This is a genomic window from Peptostreptococcus canis (assembly GCF_014229965.1).
GTDB lineage: Bacteria > Bacillota > Clostridia > Peptostreptococcales > Peptostreptococcaceae > Peptostreptococcus > Peptostreptococcus canis.
In genome coordinates, this window is record NZ_JABGBW010000003.1 from 56,912 (window position 1) to 75,424 (window position 18,513).

At 31.0% G+C, this 18,513-nt stretch carries 17 protein-coding genes; all 17 read right to left on the reverse strand.

The features are described from left to right. Positions 1 to 121 precede the first annotated feature (121 nt). Positions 122 to 745 (reverse strand): ribosome biogenesis GTP-binding protein YihA/YsxC, encoded by a 624-nt coding sequence (gene yihA, locus HLB29_RS05660; protein ID WP_185624297.1) that lies wholly within the window; start codon positions 743 to 745, stop codon positions 122 to 124. Positions 746 to 768: 23 nt separating this feature from the next. Continuing rightward, the gene (gene lon, locus HLB29_RS05665; protein ID WP_185624298.1) at positions 769 to 3,084 is read right to left on the reverse strand and encodes an endopeptidase La; all 2,316 of its coding nucleotides are present in this window, start codon (positions 3,082 to 3,084) and stop codon (positions 769 to 771) included. A 611-nt stretch (positions 3,085 to 3,695) separates the two neighbouring features. Next, positions 3,696 to 4,967 carry an ATP-dependent Clp protease ATP-binding subunit ClpX gene (gene clpX, locus HLB29_RS05670; RefSeq protein WP_185624194.1) on the reverse strand — a complete coding sequence of 424 codons (1,272 nt, stop codon included), beginning with the start codon at positions 4,965 to 4,967 and terminating at the stop codon, positions 3,696 to 3,698. Positions 4,968 to 4,988: 21 nt separating this feature from the next. Beyond that, entirely contained in the window at positions 4,989 to 5,573 is a 585-nt protein-coding gene (clpP, locus tag HLB29_RS05675; RefSeq protein WP_185624195.1) for an ATP-dependent Clp endopeptidase proteolytic subunit ClpP, read from the reverse strand. 150 nt (positions 5,574 to 5,723) lie between these two features. Further along, the gene (gene tig, locus HLB29_RS05680; RefSeq protein ID WP_185624196.1) at positions 5,724 to 7,007 is read right to left on the reverse strand and encodes a trigger factor; all 1,284 of its coding nucleotides are present in this window, start codon (positions 7,005 to 7,007) and stop codon (positions 5,724 to 5,726) included. A gap of 133 nt (positions 7,008 to 7,140) precedes the next feature. After that, positions 7,141 to 7,473: a metallophosphoesterase family protein gene (locus tag HLB29_RS05685; RefSeq protein ID WP_330604425.1), complete on the reverse strand. Its 333-nt coding sequence runs from the start codon at positions 7,471 to 7,473 to the stop codon at positions 7,141 to 7,143. After that, a complete protein-coding gene (locus tag HLB29_RS09715; RefSeq protein WP_279287997.1) occupies positions 7,439 to 7,612 on the reverse strand; it encodes a metallophosphoesterase family protein in 174 nt (57 codons plus the stop codon). Before HLB29_RS09715 ends, HLB29_RS05685 begins: the two co-directional genes overlap by 35 nt. Before the next feature lie 5 nt (positions 7,613 to 7,617). Then, positions 7,618 to 8,976 carry a ribonuclease PH gene (gene rph, locus HLB29_RS05690; RefSeq protein WP_185624299.1) on the reverse strand — a complete coding sequence of 453 codons (1,359 nt, stop codon included), beginning with the start codon at positions 8,974 to 8,976 and terminating at the stop codon, positions 7,618 to 7,620. A gap of 106 nt (positions 8,977 to 9,082) precedes the next feature. Then, positions 9,083 to 11,209 (reverse strand): NAD-dependent DNA ligase LigA, encoded by a 2,127-nt coding sequence (gene ligA / locus HLB29_RS05695; protein WP_185624197.1) that lies wholly within the window; start codon positions 11,207 to 11,209, stop codon positions 9,083 to 9,085. Between the two features lie 165 nt (positions 11,210 to 11,374). Further along, positions 11,375 to 11,842: a thioredoxin-dependent thiol peroxidase gene (gene bcp, locus HLB29_RS05700; protein WP_185624300.1), complete on the reverse strand. Its 468-nt coding sequence runs from the start codon at positions 11,840 to 11,842 to the stop codon at positions 11,375 to 11,377. Between the two features lie 190 nt (positions 11,843 to 12,032). After that, entirely contained in the window at positions 12,033 to 12,284 is a 252-nt protein-coding gene (locus HLB29_RS05705; RefSeq protein ID WP_185624198.1) for a hypothetical protein, read from the reverse strand. Between the two features lie 21 nt (positions 12,285 to 12,305). Continuing rightward, positions 12,306 to 13,028 (reverse strand): YebC/PmpR family DNA-binding transcriptional regulator, encoded by a 723-nt coding sequence (locus HLB29_RS05710; protein ID WP_185624199.1) that lies wholly within the window; start codon positions 13,026 to 13,028, stop codon positions 12,306 to 12,308. Between the two features lie 202 nt (positions 13,029 to 13,230). Beyond that, the gene (locus tag HLB29_RS05715) at positions 13,231 to 14,121 is read right to left on the reverse strand and encodes a DMT family transporter (RefSeq protein WP_185624200.1); all 891 of its coding nucleotides are present in this window, start codon (positions 14,119 to 14,121) and stop codon (positions 13,231 to 13,233) included. Positions 14,122 to 14,301: 180 nt separating this feature from the next. Further along, entirely contained in the window at positions 14,302 to 15,111 is an 810-nt protein-coding gene (locus HLB29_RS05720) for a ferredoxin reductase domain-containing protein (protein WP_185624201.1), read from the reverse strand. 185 nt (positions 15,112 to 15,296) lie between these two features. Continuing rightward, positions 15,297 to 16,532: an MFS transporter gene (locus HLB29_RS05725; RefSeq protein WP_185624202.1), complete on the reverse strand. Its 1,236-nt coding sequence runs from the start codon at positions 16,530 to 16,532 to the stop codon at positions 15,297 to 15,299. Between the two features lies 1 nt (position 16,533). Continuing rightward, entirely contained in the window at positions 16,534 to 17,826 is a 1,293-nt protein-coding gene (locus HLB29_RS05730; RefSeq protein WP_185624203.1) for an alkaline phosphatase family protein, read from the reverse strand. A gap of 250 nt (positions 17,827 to 18,076) precedes the next feature. After that, positions 18,077 to 18,442, reverse strand: a complete 366-nt coding sequence (locus HLB29_RS05735; protein WP_185624204.1) for a YbaN family protein — start codon at positions 18,440 to 18,442, stop codon at positions 18,077 to 18,079. Positions 18,443 to 18,513: the final 71 nt, after the last annotated feature.

Genomic DNA, 18,513 nt, shown 5'->3' on the forward strand with positions numbered 1-18,513 from the left:
TTTATTTTTTTTTGCACCAAAAAAGGAATGAAATTTAAAATCAAAAATTTCATTCCTTTTTCTCATTATTCTTAAATTACTTGCTTAAAATTTTTAAATATCACTATTATAATTTATTGTTTTAATCAATTGTTTTTTCATAGGTGATTTCATATCCATTCTTTTCATACTCTGAAACTATTTCGTCCCAAAGTTCAGATATACCTATCTTTTTTGATGATGAAGTAACCATTACCTTTTCATCCTTATCCATTTGCAATTTATTTCTTATTGCGTTAATGTGTTTTTGATATTGACCCCTGGAAATTTTATCAGCTTTTGTAGCAACTACTATACATCTATATCCGAAATGCTTAATCCAATCATACATCATTTTATCATCTGCCGTCGGATCATGTCTGATATCTACTAACAATAAGATTGCACATAACTCATCTCTATTTTCAAGATATCTTTCCATTATTCCGCCCCATTTTTCCTTTTCAGTTTTGGAAACTCTGGCATATCCATACCCCGGAAGATCGACAAAATAAAACTCATTATTTATTAGATAAAAATTTATAGTTCTCGTTTTTCCCGGAGTAGACGAAGTTCTGGCAAAATTTTTTCTGTTTAAAAGTCCATTGATTACAGATGACTTTCCCACATTAGATCTACCTGCTAGAGCGATTTCCGGTATTCCTTCTGATGGATATTGCTTTTTATTTACAGCACTCATCGTGATTTCAGCACTTCTTATCTTCATTTTTTCTTTCGACATAACTACCCCTATTCTTTATCCATTAAAGCAACATCTAATACTTCACTCATATTTTCTACAAGTACGAATTCTATATCATCCTTTACATTTTCCGGTATTTTGTCTAAATCAGATTTGCAATCTTTTGGAATTATAATTTTTCTTATTCCCATTCTATAAGCTGCTAATACTTTTTCACGTATTCCACCGACTGCAAGAACTCTACCTCTCAAAGTTATCTCTCCGGTCATGGCTATATTTCCGGGAACTGCCCTTCCTGTAAGGGATGATATAGTAGCCAAAGTCATTGTAATTCCGGCAGATGGACCATCTTTTGGTGTAGCACCCTCAGGTAAATGTATATGTATATCTTTATTCTTATAAAATTCTTTTTCTATTCCAAGTTCATCAGAAATAGATCTTATATATGAAATACCTGTTCTGGCAGATTCTTTCATTACATTTCCCATCTGACCTGTCAATACTATTTCACCCTTTCCAGGTAGTGTACTAACTTCTACTTCCAAAGTAACACCACCTACAGATGTCCAGGCCATTCCATTAACAACTCCAATCTGTGGTTTCAAGTCTAGTGGATCTTCTTTAAATTTTTCAGAACCAAGATATTTCACCACTAATTCTTTTGTCATATTTACAGGTTCCAATTTTGGATTTTCAAACATTTCCTTTACTACTTTTCTACAAAGTTTCGCAATTGTTCTCTCAAGTTGTCTCACACCTGATTCTCTGGTATATCTATTGATTATATACTTTATTACATCGTCATCTATAGTAATAAAATTCTTATCCAGTCCATTTTCTTTTAACTGTTTCTTAAGTATATATCTCTTCACTATCTCTAATTTTTCCTCTTCAAGATAGCCTTCTATCTCAATAACCTCCATTCTGTCATATAAAGGTCTTGGAATAGATCTAAGATCATTTGCTGTCGTTAAAAATAATACTTTTGACAAATCAAAAGGAAGTTCTAAATAGTGATCTGTAAAATATTTATTCTGTTCAGGATCCAGTACTTCAAGCATTGCTGAAGAAGGGTCTCCTTTAAAATCACTACTCATTTTGTCTATTTCATCTAGTAAAATAACAGGATTTTTAGCCTTTGCTTCTCTAATAGCATTTATAATTCTACCCGGAATTGCTCCCACATAAGTTCTTCTGTGTCCTCTAATTTCCGCTTCATCTCTCAATCCTCCCAGAGATATTCTAACAAAAGGCCTGCCTAAAGATCTTGCCACTGATTTTGCAATGGAAGTCTTTCCAACTCCCGGAGGTCCTGCAAGACATATAATAGGGGCTTTTAAATTTTTTGAAAGCTTTCTTACCGCAAGATATTCCAATATTCTTTCCTTTACATCATCAAGACCGAAATGATCTTCGTTTAATATCTTTTCAGATTTCTTTATATCAAATCTATTTCTAGATTCCTTATTCCAAGGTAGCGAGAATATAATATCCAAATAATTTCTCGAAACATTATAATCCGGAGAACCCATAGGTGTTCTATTAAATTTTTCAATTTCCCTGGAAATTTTTTCATAAGTATCTTTATGTATTTTTAATTCTTCCAGTTTCTTTCTATATTCATCTATTTCCTCTTCATAGTCCTCTTCGCCCAATTCTTTTTGTATTGCCTTCAACTGCTCTCTTAAGTAATAATCTTTCTGAACTTTATTAAGTTGTTTTTTTACATCCTGACTTATTTTTTTATCTATCTTTATTACTTCCAATTCCTGAGTAAGTAATATATGCAACTTCTTCATTCTTTCTAAAATATCCAATGTTATTAACAAATCTTGTCTATCTCTAAATTTCAGAAAAAGACTTGAAGATATGATATCGGCAATCATAGAATATCCACTTGCATCAGAAATGTCCAAGGCAGCATCAGTAGGTATATCAGTGGCTATCCTCATATAATCTTCAAACTGACTTACAATCGCCCTTGAATATGCTTCCAAATGCATTTTTTCATCAAAATCTATATTTTCCTCTTTAAACTTTATAGGTGTTATATTTCCTATCCATGCTCCATTTTCATTTGTAGTCATGGAATTTAACTTTGCACGACCAAGTCCTTCAACTAAAACTCTAATAGATGTATCCGATGTTCTGATTACCTGTTTTATGCTACAAATAGTCCCTATAGAATAAAGATCATCCATAGAAGGCTCTTCTATATCTGTTTCAAACTGACTTACTAGAAATATCTTTTCATCATCCAACATCGCCATTTCAAAACTTTCAATTGAATTAAATCTTCCTATGTCAAATGATTGTAACATGCATGGAGATATTGATATACCTCTTAAAGGAATCATAGGCATTTCCTTTTTTCTTCCGTATGATATTACCTTTTTTTTCTTTTTTCCTTCTCCACCATCACCATTATCGTTCCCAAAATTTCCATCATCATGGAATCCGCCTTCATTGCCATCTCCATTTTCAAAATCAGATTTCAGTTCCAATGTTTCATTATTTGGCTTATAATCTGAATTCTCTGTTGAATTTTCATATACTCCACCAAAAATTTCGTGTTCTTTTTCTATTTTTTTAAGCTTTTCAATAGCCTTTTTATCGCCATTATTTACAGCATTAATTGTTTTTAGCAATTCCAACGGATTTAATAAATCATTAAAATCTTTCATATTATTCTCCTCTCAATTTTTTTACATAGCTTATATCTATTGTCCAAAATAACTCTTACAATAACAAAACTAATTTTTTATCGGTTATTTATCTTATACCATATTGTACATATATTATAACAGATATTATATAGTTATTTATATTTTTATGCAATTTTTTAGTTCTTATTATCATTTTTTTGCAAAAATAACATATTAATTCTGTTTATATATCTAAAAAACTAAAACCGAAAAAATAAAAATCTCCCAATATTTTTATATTGAGAGATTTATTTACTTAGAAATAAAAGTTATTCATTTATTGGTGAATCATTGACTATTTGTCTATTATCTTTAAATATCATCAATGGTTTTACATCTTCATTCTCTACACTATCTTTAGTCACAACAACTTTTTCTAAATTTTCAATAGATGGAACTTCAAACATAGTATCCATTAAGACATGTTCTATAATACTTCTAAGTCCTCTGGCACCGGTATTTCTTTCAATGGCTTTTTTTGCAATTGAACGCAGTGCTTCTTCTTCAAATTCTATTTTCACATCATCATATTCAAATAATCTGGTATACTGTTTCACCAAAGAGTTTTTCGGTTCTGTTAGTATCTTTACTAAAGAATCTTCATCTAATAAATCCAGAGTTGCCAGAACAGGTATTCTACCTACAAATTCAGGTATTAATCCAAATTTCAGCAAATCATCCGGAATAACTTTGGCATATAATTTTCCTATATCCAAATCACTCTTACTTTCAATTTTTGCACCAAATCCCAGAACTTTTTCTTTTCCGCGTTTTTGTACTATTTTTTCGATACCATCAAAGGCACCACCTAGTATAAATAATATATTAGTAGTATCTACTTTTAAAAATTCCTGATGTGGATGCTTTCTTCCGCCGGAAGGAGGAACATTGGCAATAGTACCCTCAAGAATTTTAAGTAAAGCCTGTTGTACACCTTCACCACTTACATCTCTGGTAATTGAAGGATTATCGGATTTTCTGGAAATCTTGTCAATTTCATCAATATATATTATACCCTTTTGAGCTTTTTCTATGTCAAAATCAGCTGCTTGAACTAACTTAAGTACAATATTTTCAACGTCTTCACCTACATAACCAGCCTCAGTCAAAGAAGTTGCATCTGCAATCGCAAATGGCACATTCAATATTTTTGCAAGAGTCTGGGCAAGCAAAGTCTTTCCCGAACCTGTCGGACCAAGAAGTAATATATTACTTTTTTGAATCTCAACGCTATCGGATTTCTTTTTTTCGCTATAAATCCTCTTATAGTGATTATACACTGCCACTGATAGTGCTTTCTTTGCACTTTGCTGGCCTATCACATAATCATTTAGAATTTCCATCATTTCCGCCGGTTTAGGAAGGGTACCCTCAAAACATTCTGTTACACCATCTATTTCTTCTTGAATTATTTCGCTACATAACTCTACACACTCATCACAAATATATACGCCCGGACCTGCAATTATTCTTTTTACCTGATCTTGATGCTTACCGCAAAAAGAACACTTATATTGTTTATTATTATCTTGCTTTGGCAATCACTTCACCTCCTTGTAAGACTATATCCTTTCAGAAATAACCTCATCAACTAATCCAAATTCTTTTGCTTCTTCTGCACTCATAAAGTTATCACGTTCTGTGTTTGTCTTTACTATATCATATGGCTGACCGGTTCTTTCCGATAAAATTTTATTTAATTTTTCTTTAGTCTTTAATAAATATTTTGTATGTATCTCTACATCAGTCGCTTGACCTCTTGAGCCACCAAGTGGTTGATGAATCATTATTGTACTATTAGGCAATGCAAATCTTTTTCCCTTAGCTCCTGCAGCAAGCAAAAAAGCCCCCATAGATGCAGCCATTCCTATACAAATTGTACTTACATCCGCTTTTATATATTGCATAGTATCATATATAGCCATTCCGGCTGTAACACTTCCACCTGGAGAATTTATATATAAATGTATATCTTTATCCGGATCATCCGCCTCTAAAAATAACATCTGTGCAACCACTAGGCTTGCAGTGGTATCATTCACTTCATCTCCTAAAAATATTATTCTGTCCTTAAGAAGTCTTGAGTAAATATCATATGATCTTTCACCCCTACCATCCTGTTCTACAACATAAGGTACTAACGCCATAATATTCCTCCTTTTCTCTATTTTAGATAAGGGGCTGACTATAAGTCAAAAATTTCTTTTATCAAAATTAGTACCACTGAAAATGGAAACTTTTATATTGATAAATATAAAAACACCGACTTTTGAGTCATCCCCTTTTTAAATCACTTTTTATTTAAGGTTGGCTTTTTCTAATAGAAGATCAATTGCTTTCTCATTTTTCAATCTTCCTGAAATACTTTCTTTTTCTGCTTCACCAATAGATTCTTTTATTCTTTCTACATCTATCTGGTACATATTAGCCATCTTTTCAATATCTTTGTCTATATCTTCTTCTGTTACTTCTATATTTTCTAATTCTACTATTTTCTCAATTACTAAAGAGTTCTTAACTATAGATTTAGCCTCATCTCTTTTAGAATCTCTCAATTCTTCAATAGATTGACCGGATAATTCCATAAACTTATCTAAAGACCAGCCCTGGTAACTCAATTGCATATTGATTTCTTCCAATTGTCTGTCTAATTGATATTCAATCATTGACTCAGGTATATCTATTTCAACACCTTCAGCTACTTTTTCAATCACTTTATTTTTCATTTCATTTTCAGATTCTTCATCTGCTTTTTTCTGAAGATTCTTCTTAATATCTTCTTTTAATTCTGCAAGTGATTCAAATTCGGTAGTATCCTTTGCAAAGTCATCATCAAGTTCAGGCAGTTCTTTTACCTTTACTTCATTTATTTTAACCTTAAATACAACCGGCTTTCCTGCAAGTTCTTCCGTTGGATAATCCTCTGGGAAAGTAACATTTACATCGAATTCATCACCTACTGATTTACCAATTATTTGCTCTTCAAATCCCGGTATAAAAGTTCCGGAACCTATTTCTAATGAGTATCCTTCAGAAGTTCCACCATCAAATGCAACTCCATCTAAAGTACCTGCAAAATCAATAACTGCGATGTTTCCATTTTCAACCGGTCTTTCAACACTTACCATTCTTGACTGCTTTTCAAGAAGGGCTTTTAGTTCGGCATCTATATCTTCATCAGATATTATTTTTTCTACTTTATCTAACTCTACTCCAAAATAATTTTCTACAGTGAATTCCGGTTTAACATCAACCACTGCAACCATTACTATTGAACCATCTTCATTTATATCCTTTATATCCATTTCCGGCTGAGATACTGCAGCTAAATTTAATTCTTCAACTGCATCAGGATATACTTCCGGCAATACTATATCTAAAGCATCATTAAAAAATACACCCTTTCCGTAGTTTAATTCTATAATCTTTCTAGGTGCTTTACCTTTTCTAAATCCTGGAATATTATATCTTGATTTAGTTTTTTTATACGCCTTATCTATAGCCTTTTCAAATTCTGCAGCTTCAATTACTATTTCGAAAGTTACAGAATTGCCATCTTTCTTAATAAATTCTGGTTTCATAAAAATCCTCCTACTATTATTTTCGTACTTTATAAATTATCGATTAAATTTATAAGCATATTTTAACATACTAATTATACTATAAAATACGTATTATTGCACGTCTTTTAATAAAAAAATTACCAATACCAGCCTATAGGAATCTATATTCAAAGTCGTAAACTCCATTTTTTATATTCATAATAACATAACTTTGATCTATACCATCTCTTGGAAGTGATAGACTTCCGGGGTTAATTAACTGTATTCCATCAATTATTCTATTCTCTTTCTTATGCGTATGTCCAAATATGACTATATTTACAGATTTAGATTTTGCATAATCCACCAAAAATTCAATGCCGTATTTTACTCTATGTCTATGACCATGAGTAAGTAATATTTTTATACCCTCTAATTCAAAAATTAACTCTTCCTCCACATTGTCAAAATCACAATTTCCTGCAACTGCTATAGAATTTTTCACAGACGTTCGACAAATAAACAGAATCCCTAAAATTATCACCGGCATGTATTATCATATCTACATTTTCTTTAATGTACGGAACTAATTTATCCATATTATTTTTTGCCCTGTGTGTATCTGATAATATTATCACCTTCATTGGAATCATATCATCCTTTCTTCAAGTATATCCTTAAGTTTTAATTTCATCTCTTCTAAAGATCTTCCTCTATGACTTAAACCATTTTTTATTTCCGAAGAAAGTTCACCAAATGTATGTTCATATCCTTCCGGAATAAACATACAGTCATATCCAAATCCATTTTCTCCCCTTTCTTCAAGGGCTATTTTCCCCTCTACCTTTCCTCTGGAAAGCATTTCTTTTCCATCTGGAAAAACTACTGCAATTGCACAGACAAATCTTGCCGTTCTTTCTTCAAACGGAATTCCCTTTAGTTCTTCAAACATCTTGGCTCTATTTTCTTCATCAGTGGCATTTTCACCCGCATATCTCGCAGAATAAACTCCCGGCCTTTTATTTAAAGCATCCACTTCTATACCACTGTCATCTCCAATAGCTATTTTACCTGTTTTTCTTGCAATTGTTCTGGCTTTAATAAAAGCATTATGTTCAAATGTTTTTCCATTTTCTATAATTTCTATCCCATCCAAACCTACATCTTTAAGCGACTTAATATCAAAGTTCAAATCGGCTACCATATCTCTTATTTCTTTTAATTTATGAGTATTTCCCGTAGCTATAACCGCTTCTCTTTCATATTCACATCCAATTATGCTGTCAGCAACTTCTCCTAAAATATCCCTTTGAATTCTCATCAATTCTCTGTTTCCTTTTTCCGCATATTCAATAATTTTGGAAAACTCATCTTTAGTAAAAGGCCTTTCTTCTCCGGTTCCTTGTAATTCAATAAATTCACCTTTATTGTTCATAACGACATTTGTATCTACTTCTGCATTAGAATCTTCATCATAACATATATCTAATAGAACTTCACCATTTACAATTCCTACACTTACTGCTGACATCATAGAATTCATAGGCATACTTTTTATTTCGCCATTTTTTACAAGAGTGAATAAAGCATCGGCTATTGCCACAAAAGCTCCTGTAATTGATGCTGTTCTGGTACCTCCATCAGCCTGAATAACATCGCAATCTATCCAGATAGTCCTTTCCCCTAATAAAGACAGGTTTACAACAGATCTGACGGCTCTGCCTATTAATCTCTGTATTTCCTGGCTTCTTCCATCCACTTTGCCATTATTGACATCTCTTCTCTTTCTTGTGGCAGTTGCACTCGGAAGCATTGAATATTCAGCACTTATCCATCCTTCTCCGGTTCCCTTTATAAATGGTGGTACCGATTCATCTACAAAGGCTGTACATATAACCTTAGTATTGCCGACTTCAATCAAAACCGATCCTTGAGCATATTTTGTAAAATTTCTGGTTATTTTTATATTTCTTATCTCATCATTTCTTCTTCCATCAATTCTAAGCATATCTTTATCAATATTTATATTATTTTCTAACTTAATTTCTTTTTCTGTTTCAATTTTTGTTTTAACGTCGATTTTATCTTCTACATTTATGCTCATTATATTCTCCTTATAATTTTTCCAGAACCTCTTCTTTATTTTTCAATTCCAGTAATTTCATAAATTTCTCTTCATCTATTACCTTAACTCCAAGAGAAATTGCCTTATCTAATTTAGAACCTGCCTCTTCGCCTGCAAGAACAAAAGTCGTGGACTTACTTACGCTTGAAGTAGCCTTTCCCCCTCTTGCCTCAATCAATTTTTTTGCATCATTTCTTTTTAAAGTAGGCAAAGTCCCTGTCAGTACTATTTTCATAGAATCAAATATCTTGTTAATCCCACTATATTTTTCTTTGTCTGAATTAAAATTAAGCCCTGCTTTTCTAAGCCTTTCAATTGTCTCAATATTTTTTTCCTCATCAAAGAATTTAACTACACTGTCAGACATAATTTCACCAAATTCATCTATTTGCTTAAGTTCATCTATGTTGGCATTTATTACTTCATCTAAATTCGAATATCTCTGTTCAAGGAGTTTGGCTCCCTTAACACCGACAAATTTTATTCCCAACCCGTTTATCAATCTCCAAAGTTCATTATTCTTAGATTTTTCAATAGAATTCATAAGATTAGATACGGACTTTTCTCCCATTCTATCCAATTTTATTATATCCTCAGGATTCATATAATATAAATCTGATATATCTTTAATAATTTCATTTTCCAATAGCATTGTGATTATAGATTCACCCATACCATCAATATCCATAGCATCTCTGGAAACAAAATGTATTATTCCCCTCCTAATTTGGGCAGGACAAGAAATATTAATGCATTTTACAGCAGCTTCTCCTTCTAATCTTACGGTTTCTTCGCCACAAACCGGACAATGATTTGGCATTTCAAATATTTTTTCATTTCCCGTTCTTTCTTCAATACTCGCTTCTATTACTTGTGGTATAATTTCTCCTGCTTTTTGAACCCATACAGTATCACCAATTCTTATATCTCTGTCTTTTATATAATCTTCATTGTGAAGAGTAGCCCTACTTACAGTTGTTCCTGCCAATCTGACCGGCTCTAATATTGCGGTAGGTGTAATAGTGCCCGTTCTTCCCACTTCAACCTGTATATCCACTAGTTTTGTCTTTTTTCTTTCAGCGGGAAATTTATATGCCGTTGCCCATCTAGGACTTTTTGCAGTATACCCCAATTCCTCTCTTTGAGCTATTGAATTGACCTTAATTACTATTCCATCAATTTCAAAACCAAGACTTTCTCTATTTTTAGTCCAGTAGTCTATATATTCCAATATTTCTTCTACAGTATTACAAACCTTGTATTGTTCACCCACTCTAAATCCCAGTGAATTCAAATACTCAAATGAATCACTATGCTTTTTGATATCTAAATCGTCTATATTCTCAAGATTAAATACAAACATATCCAAAGGTCTTCTAGCAGCGAGTTTTGAATCTAATTGTCTTAGGGAACCGGCAGCTAAGTTTCTAGGATTTGCATAAATAGTCAGATCGTGTTCTTCCTGATACTTATTTATATTTTCAAAATCTTCTTTGGAAATATAAACTTCCCCTCTGACAATTAATTTTCTATTTTCGGCTATTTTTATAGGAACAGTTCTAATGGTTTTTATATTCTCGGTAACATTTTCTCCAATATATCCATCACCTCTTGTTGCCCCTATTTTCAAATTTCCATTTTCATATGTTAGACCCACAGAAAGACCGTCTATTTTAAACTCCAATACATACTGTACCTCACCACTACAACCCTGTTTTACTCTTCTATCAAAATCTCTTATTTCACCTTCTGAAAACACGTTACTTAAACTTAGCATAGGATTTTCATGTGTATATTGTTCAAACTTTTCCAGAGCCACTCCTCCAACTCTTACTGAAGGTGAATTTTCCCTTTTCAAATTGGGATAAATATTCTCTAATAGAATAAGTGCGTTCATCAATCTATCGTATTCAATATCACTTATTTCAGGATTATCTTTATTATAGTATAAATCTGCATGATAATTTATTTCTTCAATAAAATTATCGATTATTTCTGAAGCCGTTTCTTCTGAAAGATTTCCCTTAGCTTGTTCCAGTTTTAAATCAATCAGTTTTATTCTATCTGATTTAACATCATCATTACTTAAATTTTTTATATCCATTTTTTCTTTCATATTGTTTTAATACTCCAAATTTATTATTTATATCTAGTATAATACACTTAAAACCTTAATTATTATTTTATCATATATCATATTACTTTTCATTGCTACTTTTATTGACATAAAAAGAAAAAGGGAGATGCATTTCTCCCAGTTTTCATATATTATATTAAATTCTTATTTCAGAAAATCACTTTTCAATATATCTTCGGCATTTGTAGACGTCTTTAATCTCTTTCCATCCATTATATCCACTATTATTCCATCTTCATTAATTAAAAATGTAGTCCTTACTACACCCATATATGATTTTCCGTACATCTTTTTCTCTTTCCATATCCCATACTTTTGAATGACTTCAGTTTCAGGATCCGATAATAATATAAAAGGCAATTCGTGCTTACTTGCAAAGTTAATATGTGATTTTATACTATCCTTACTTACGCCAATTACCACTGCACCTTTTTCTATGAAATGAGGATAATTATCTCTGAAATTACAAGCCTGTTTTGTACAGCCGGATGTATTATCCTTAGGATAAAAATACAATACAACTTTCTTCCCTTTAAAATCGGACAAACTTATTTTATTGCCGTCTTTATCTTCCAAAGTAAAATCTAACGCTTTATCTCCTATATTCATAATCTACCTCCTAATCATCTTTTTCCGATTTAACTACTCTACTATAAGAATACCACTTTTCAGATATTTCAAACCTCATTAAAACATTTTTTATTCTATGCTCATAAATATCAAAAACAAAATATCAGATGTATATAAATCATCCTCCTCTATTACAAAAGAGCCCATACTAATAGTATAAGCTCTTAAATCTCTATTCTTCTTTTTGCATATAAAACTCTTCATAAAGAGCTTCACACATTTCAACCGGAGATGCTTCCGGAATATATGGAGCTTTATAAGTTTTAATATAAAGTATTACAGGCCCACTTGCCTTATATACATCTACTTCAATTATATTTTCTCCATTTTCTTCCAACTCTCTATAATTGAATGCAAAAGTTCCTATATTATATACTTCTAAATTCGATTTGGTTACATTGAATTCCACACCCAAGTTTTCCATAATACACCACTTTCTAAAATACTAAGCTTCCGGTAATTCCCAGTTGTGATGAACATTTTGCACATCATCATCAGCCTCTAACATATCCAATAATTTTTCCATTGATTTTATTTGTCCATCTTCATCAAGGGCTGTCATAGTCTGTGAGATAAGTTTTACATCTGCAAATATAAACTTATACCCCTTTTCTTCCAATCCTTCTCTTACAGAAGTATAATCCTCCGGTGCCGTTATTATTTCAAACCCTCCGTCATCCGGAATAAAATCTTCGGCTCCTAAATCTAGAGCATCTTCCATTAACTGTTCTTCTTCTGCATCATCACTGGAAATAAATATCTGACCTTTTCTATCAAACATAAAAGATACACATCCTTGAGTACCTAAATTACCATTGTTTTTATCAAAATAATATCTGACATTACCCGCCGTTCTATTCTTATTATCTGTAAGAGTTTCAACAATAACTGCTACTCCACCAGGTCCATATCCTTCATAAACTATTGATTCATAGTTTTCACCTTCGCCACTACCGATTCCTTTTTTAATAGCCCTATCGATATTATCATTAGGCATATTATCTGATTTAGCTTTGACTATTGCAGCTTTTAATGCTGCATTGTATTCTGGATCTCCTCCGCCTTCTTTTGCTGCAACTGAAATAGCTCTTGCATGCTTTGTAAATACATTTGCTCTGGCTGCATCCTGTTTTCCTTTTCTAGCTTCGATATTGTGTATACGACCCATCGTTTCATCTCCTTTATTTATTTATAAATACATAATAAATGCTGTTATACAATGCTTACACTATACAACATTTGATTATATCACAAATTATATTAATTTAAAACACATCTCCATTAAATAATTTGTTTCAAAACTTAGTGTTATATGTACAGTTAATACACATTTTAGAAATAAAAAATACTGCCTGTAGTCAAAAATAAAGTTAATTTTGAGATGCCTGCTTTGCTATAAATACACCTATAATTGTAATTATCATACCTATTATCTCTATTAATGTCAAAGTTTCTCCAACAAACAGGAATGCATAAAAGGATGAAATTCCAATTCCTATTAGAGATATTACTGTCACTAAAGTTGCATTTAGTTTTCCCAGACACATTGAAACCAATCCCTGCCCCAATATTTGTGAACATATTGCGTACATTAGTATCAATAATATATCTTTAGAACCACTCGGAATGACTATTCCTTCACTTGGAAGCATTGTAAGAAATAAAAATACCATAGCGCCAAATGTACATATTAATACAACAGCATTGTTATTAAGCGAATCCCTCACTTTATAGATAAATAACACATACCCGGAATATGATACTGATGCCAGTATAGCAAGCATGTTACCTATAATAGAAGATTGTCCATTACTTTTTGCAGATGTCAATATAACTATTACAACTCCGATAAAAGCTATCACTGCTCCCAGTAAGAACTTTTTCTTTATCTTTTCTTTAAATAAAAAATAAGATAATGGAGAAACTATAAAGACTGTAAGATTTATTAATAAAGCACTATTTGCAACAGATGTAGAACCTAGTGATAAATTCCAAAATAAAACATCTCCACCCAAACTTAAACCACCTAAAAATGCCAGTATAAACTGTTTTTTTGTTACGTTCTTCAAACTGGTCCATGTAAATGGCAAAAGTAATATCAAAGTTATCAACATTCTATAAAATCCTTGATTAATAGGCGGTACAGAGCATAATTTAACCCATATTGCTGCACTTGATAAAAAACTTATCCCCAATAATTGTATTGCAACATACTTATTTTCATTTTTTCTGTCCATTTCCGCTACCTCACTATTATTCATATTATAATCTTTCAAGTTTACATTATACACGAAAATGGATTAAATATCATTAAAAAATGCCCTATATAAACTGATTTTTCAAATATATTACACAGATACACTATATATTATACTAATAGACTATAAATAGTATAGTATTAAAAAATAATTTATTATAAGACATTTTACTTTTTTTATCGGTTATTTACAGGTGCAATTTCCACCGCAGGCACAGCCATTTGGAATTACAAGAGGAACAAATTTTTTAGATATACCATAATTTTTAACTTTCATAGATTCATAGTCATTTTCATCAAAGTATAAATCTATAATTCCTTCATTTCTATCTATCATTACACTTTTATTATCAGCACCTTTTGTTTTAAGTATTTCTATTGTACTTTTTAAAAAATCCTTACTTCCAACAACATAAAAAATGGCATTATTAAAATCCATTTCTTTTAAACCATTTTTTAATTCTTTTCTTCCTTTGAAATTAATAGTTTTATACTTATCATTTTCTAAAACTTCCAATTCATCCTTATATAGATAGTCACTCGATTTATTGACCACTATATTTGTAATATAAGGAATACCGCTTTCATCATCTAAAAAAGACTTTATTAATGGCCTCATAGTTGCCATACCTACTCCCATAGATATCAATACAACCGGTCGATTCTCCCTTCTAAGTTTCATTCTTGAACCATATTCAATTATATGACACAAATCACCTATACAAAATTTCGACATTTTCTTTTTATATTCTGATTCACTGCTATCAAGTCTGGTCGTTATGCCTATCCTTTTCTCGTAATCCATAGTGAATATCGAAAATTTTCTAATCATCCTATTATCCAATTTACCGTTAACTTTATATCCATCTAGAGCAACAGAGATATGACTTCCTTCATCCCATTTAAAATCATCCGGCTTTTCTAATAAATAAGTCATTCTATTGCTACCTTCATCAATTATATCTGTTATTTTAAGTGAAAAAACATTATTCATTTTTTACTACCTCCTAATCTAGTAATAAATATACCCAATGAATAATGTTTTTCAAACAATTAACTGAACTAACTTATTATATTGAATTTTTTCCTGACTTCAATCCTATAAATCAATTCTATAAAAATCAAACATTCCAAAATAAGAAAAATTTTAAATATTTTTTATAAACTTTATTATATTTTTTACCTATTTTTCACCAATAATATCAAACCTATTCCAAACAGCATGATTAAGCTTAGTACTCCGTTTTTTACATTTCCTGTCAATTGAGTAATGATACCTACCAAAGCAGGTCCCATTATTGCGGCAAATTTGCCAAAAATATTGTAAAAACCAAAATATTCATTTGAATTTTCTTTAGGTATTATTTTCGCAAAATACGATCTGCTTAAAGCCTGAATTCCTCCTTGAGAACTTGCTACCAACATGGATAATATCCAAAATTCCCTTGCAGAAGTCATAAAAAATGCAAATACACAAATTATCATATATATTATTATTCCGACAACCAGCATTATTTTTGCCCTGAAAATAGACGTAAGCTTTCCATAGATAATAGCAAATGGAAAAGCCACAAATTGAGTAACTAATAATATAACTAATAATGTAGTCGAATCTATTCCCAATGTCGTACCAAAACTAGCCGCCATTCTGATAATAGTATCTACTCCGTCTATATAGAAAAAATATGCACATAAAAATATTACCGCTTTTTTGTTTTTCTTTACTCTCTTAAAACTCTCCCTGTATTTGTTAAAAGTTTCAGAAGGCTTGAATTTTACATATGGCTTTCCGTGAACCTGTTCTACGTTTTTTAACATCGGTAATGTAAATACAAACCACCATATTGCAGTAATTACGAAAGATATCTTTGTTGTAAATACCATTCCTAATGGTATTACCCCTTTTTGTACCCCCATAATAAGTCCCATACAGAGAATAAACGGTATTGTACTACCTATATACCCAAAAGCAAATCCCAGGGAAGAAATTACATCCATCTTACTTTCAATAGTAATATCCGTAATAAAAGAATCATAAAACACATTACTTAAAGAAAAACCTATTAATGATATTACATATGTAATCATAAGAGGCATCCACATACCATATGGTATAAATGCGAGTAGCCCTGTAAATACAACCCCTAACATAGAAAATACTGTAAAAAATTTCTTCTTCATTCCCATATAATCTGCCAAACCACCCATAAGTGGCGACAGACATGCAACAATTAATGATGCAATGGAGTTTGTATATCCCCAATATGATGTTGCTAATTCTTTAGATAAGCCGACTTCTCCCACCATATTTGTAAAATAAATGGGTAAAATTGTAGACATTATCGTAAGCGCAAATGCAGAGTTCGCCCAATCATATAATATCCAGCTTTTTTCTTTTTTAGTTATTTTTAACACCTTAATCCTCCAATAATTCTTCCAACACTCTTCCGTCTACATTTTTCATATCCAATCCTAATATAGCCGCAAATGTCGGACCTTCATCAACTAAATTCATATCATCAATAAAAACACCTTTTTTTATTCCTTTACCTGACACTAAGAATACTGTTTCATAGTCTTTCTTTGTATATGGGCTAAAACCATGATTATTTCTATATAACTTTTCATTGTATTTTGTTGACTCTTCAGAAGTCATTATCACTTTTTCTCTTACAGGATTAGCAAAAAAATATCCCTCTGCCGCTTCCAACATAAATCTACAATTGCTATCTGCACCAAATTCTCCAGCCTCTTGAGAAATATATATTTTTTCTATTATATTATTTTCTACTAATGGGTTTATTATTTCGAGAATTTTATCATCTGAAACTTCATTATCTGCATAGATATATGCAGAACCATCTGAAGATTTGCAAACCACTTTATATGAAGATATTGTTCCATCTTCACATTTACTTAATAGTTTTTCCTTATTAAATAATGTATTTAAATATATTTTGCTATGTATGTCTCTACTGCTATGATCACCCAAGACAACTATCACCGAGTCTTCATAAATACCTTCTTTTTTTAGTTTTTTTATCAAATCTTCCAATCTTCCATCAAGCCTTTTTAAAGCATCATTTGCTTCTTTAGAATCAAAACCGTAATCGTGCCTTTGAGAATCTAAATCAATATAATGAACCATATTTATATCGGGCTTATATTTACTTATTGAATATAAAAATGAAGCATGAGAAAAATTATCTAATTCGGGTTCACTAATACCATTCCTCAATTTTCCAAATTTCGAGTTCATCTCTATTTGAAAAAGCGGACTTCCACTTATAAGCGAAACCATTATCTGATTTTGCCATTTTCTATTAGCCATTACTTCCGGCATATTATATTTAATATTTTTTGAGCCTGCAGTCACCGGCCAAAGTATCGATAGTATTGAATAACCGGCTTTGTTAGCAACTTCCTGAAAAGTTGGAACTTTTATATCTTTCTCATACCAATGCCAATCAGGACTTACCCTATTCATTTGCATCTTTGTATTATTTATAATACCATGATTATTTGGATATACCCCTGTACTTATACTTGCATGAGCACAATATGTTAGACTTGGATATACACTTTTAACATTTATACATCCGGAAGCATTTTCATAAAATTTTGAAAATGTAGGAAATTTCTTCATTTTTTCTATATCTACTTTTGAAAGACCGTCAAAAGATAAGATATGTAAATATTTTTTGCTCATAAATACCTCTTTTTACTTATTTTTTAATCTCAATAACTTTGTCATAAAAATTATCTATCATAATATCATTTATTATTTTTTAAAATTCTCAACTTATTATATCACAAGAATATAAATAAGACTATTTTCTATTAAAATATTGCTTTATTACTTTTTTAATAAAAAAGTAGGGTTTCAAAATCCCTACTCCATAATCCTATTAACCCTAAATATTTAAACTATTTTCTTACTTGAAAAACAAAATTAGTTCTTACGATTGCTCCGTTGTCTTTACAACTCCCAAGAAATAATAATATTTTAGCAAAAGCAACACTGCTATCATAATTCTCATAGGTAATATTTCATACTTAAAGAATACTATTGACAACATTATAGTGGCAAAAGCCAATATTTTTACCTTGGTTTTCATCGTCATTGATCTGTTTTTTTCAAAAGATTCCAAGTTATTTTTATACAATTTTGTAGATTTAAACCATCTATCAAATTTTTCCGATCCTTTTGCAAACCCAAAAGATGCTACTAATAAGAAAGGAGCTGTTGGTAATACAGGAAGAAATGCTCCTACTATACCCAGTCCAAAAGCAACAAAACCTATTGCCAAGTAAAAATACCTCATAATCAATCTCCTTATAAAAACATAATTCGCCTGTTTATATTTAAATTATATCAAAAAATAAGTTAATTGTA

Excerpts from the sequence above, each read along its gene's own strand:
- yihA (WP_185624297.1), bottom strand. The coding sequence starts at position 745 with ATGAAGATAAGAAGTGCTGAAATCACGATGAGTGCTGTAAATAAAAAG.
- lon (WP_185624298.1), bottom strand. The coding sequence starts at position 3,084 with ATGCCTATGATTCCTTTAAGAGGTATATCAATATCTCCATGCATGTTA.
- clpP (WP_185624195.1), bottom strand. The coding sequence starts at position 5,573 with ATGGCGTTAGTACCTTATGTTGTAGAACAGGATGGTAGGGGTGAAAGA.
- tig (WP_185624196.1), bottom strand. The coding sequence starts at position 7,007 with ATGAAACCAGAATTTATTAAGAAAGATGGCAATTCTGTAACTTTCGAA.
- HLB29_RS09715 (WP_279287997.1), bottom strand. The coding sequence starts at position 7,612 with ATGAAGGTGATAATATTATCAGATACACACAGGGCAAAAAATAATATG.
- rph (WP_185624299.1), bottom strand. The coding sequence starts at position 8,976 with ATGCTTAGAATTGATGGAAGAAGAAATGATGAGATAAGAAATATAAAA.
- ligA (WP_185624197.1), bottom strand. The coding sequence starts at position 11,209 with ATGAAAGAAAAAATGGATATAAAAAATTTAAGTAATGATGATGTTAAA.
- HLB29_RS05705 (WP_185624198.1), bottom strand. The coding sequence starts at position 12,284 with ATGGAAAACTTGGGTGTGGAATTCAATGTAACCAAATCGAATTTAGAA.
- HLB29_RS05710 (WP_185624199.1), bottom strand. The coding sequence starts at position 13,028 with ATGGGTCGTATACACAATATCGAAGCTAGAAAAGGAAAACAGGATGCA.
- HLB29_RS05715 (WP_185624200.1), bottom strand. The coding sequence starts at position 14,121 with ATGAATAATAGTGAGGTAGCGGAAATGGACAGAAAAAATGAAAATAAG.
- HLB29_RS05720 (WP_185624201.1), bottom strand. The coding sequence starts at position 15,111 with ATGAATAATGTTTTTTCACTTAAAATAACAGATATAATTGATGAAGGT.
- HLB29_RS05730 (WP_185624203.1), bottom strand. The coding sequence starts at position 17,826 with ATGAGCAAAAAATATTTACATATCTTATCTTTTGACGGTCTTTCAAAA.
- HLB29_RS05735 (WP_185624204.1), bottom strand. The coding sequence starts at position 18,442 with ATGAGGTATTTTTACTTGGCAATAGGTTTTGTTGCTTTTGGACTGGGT.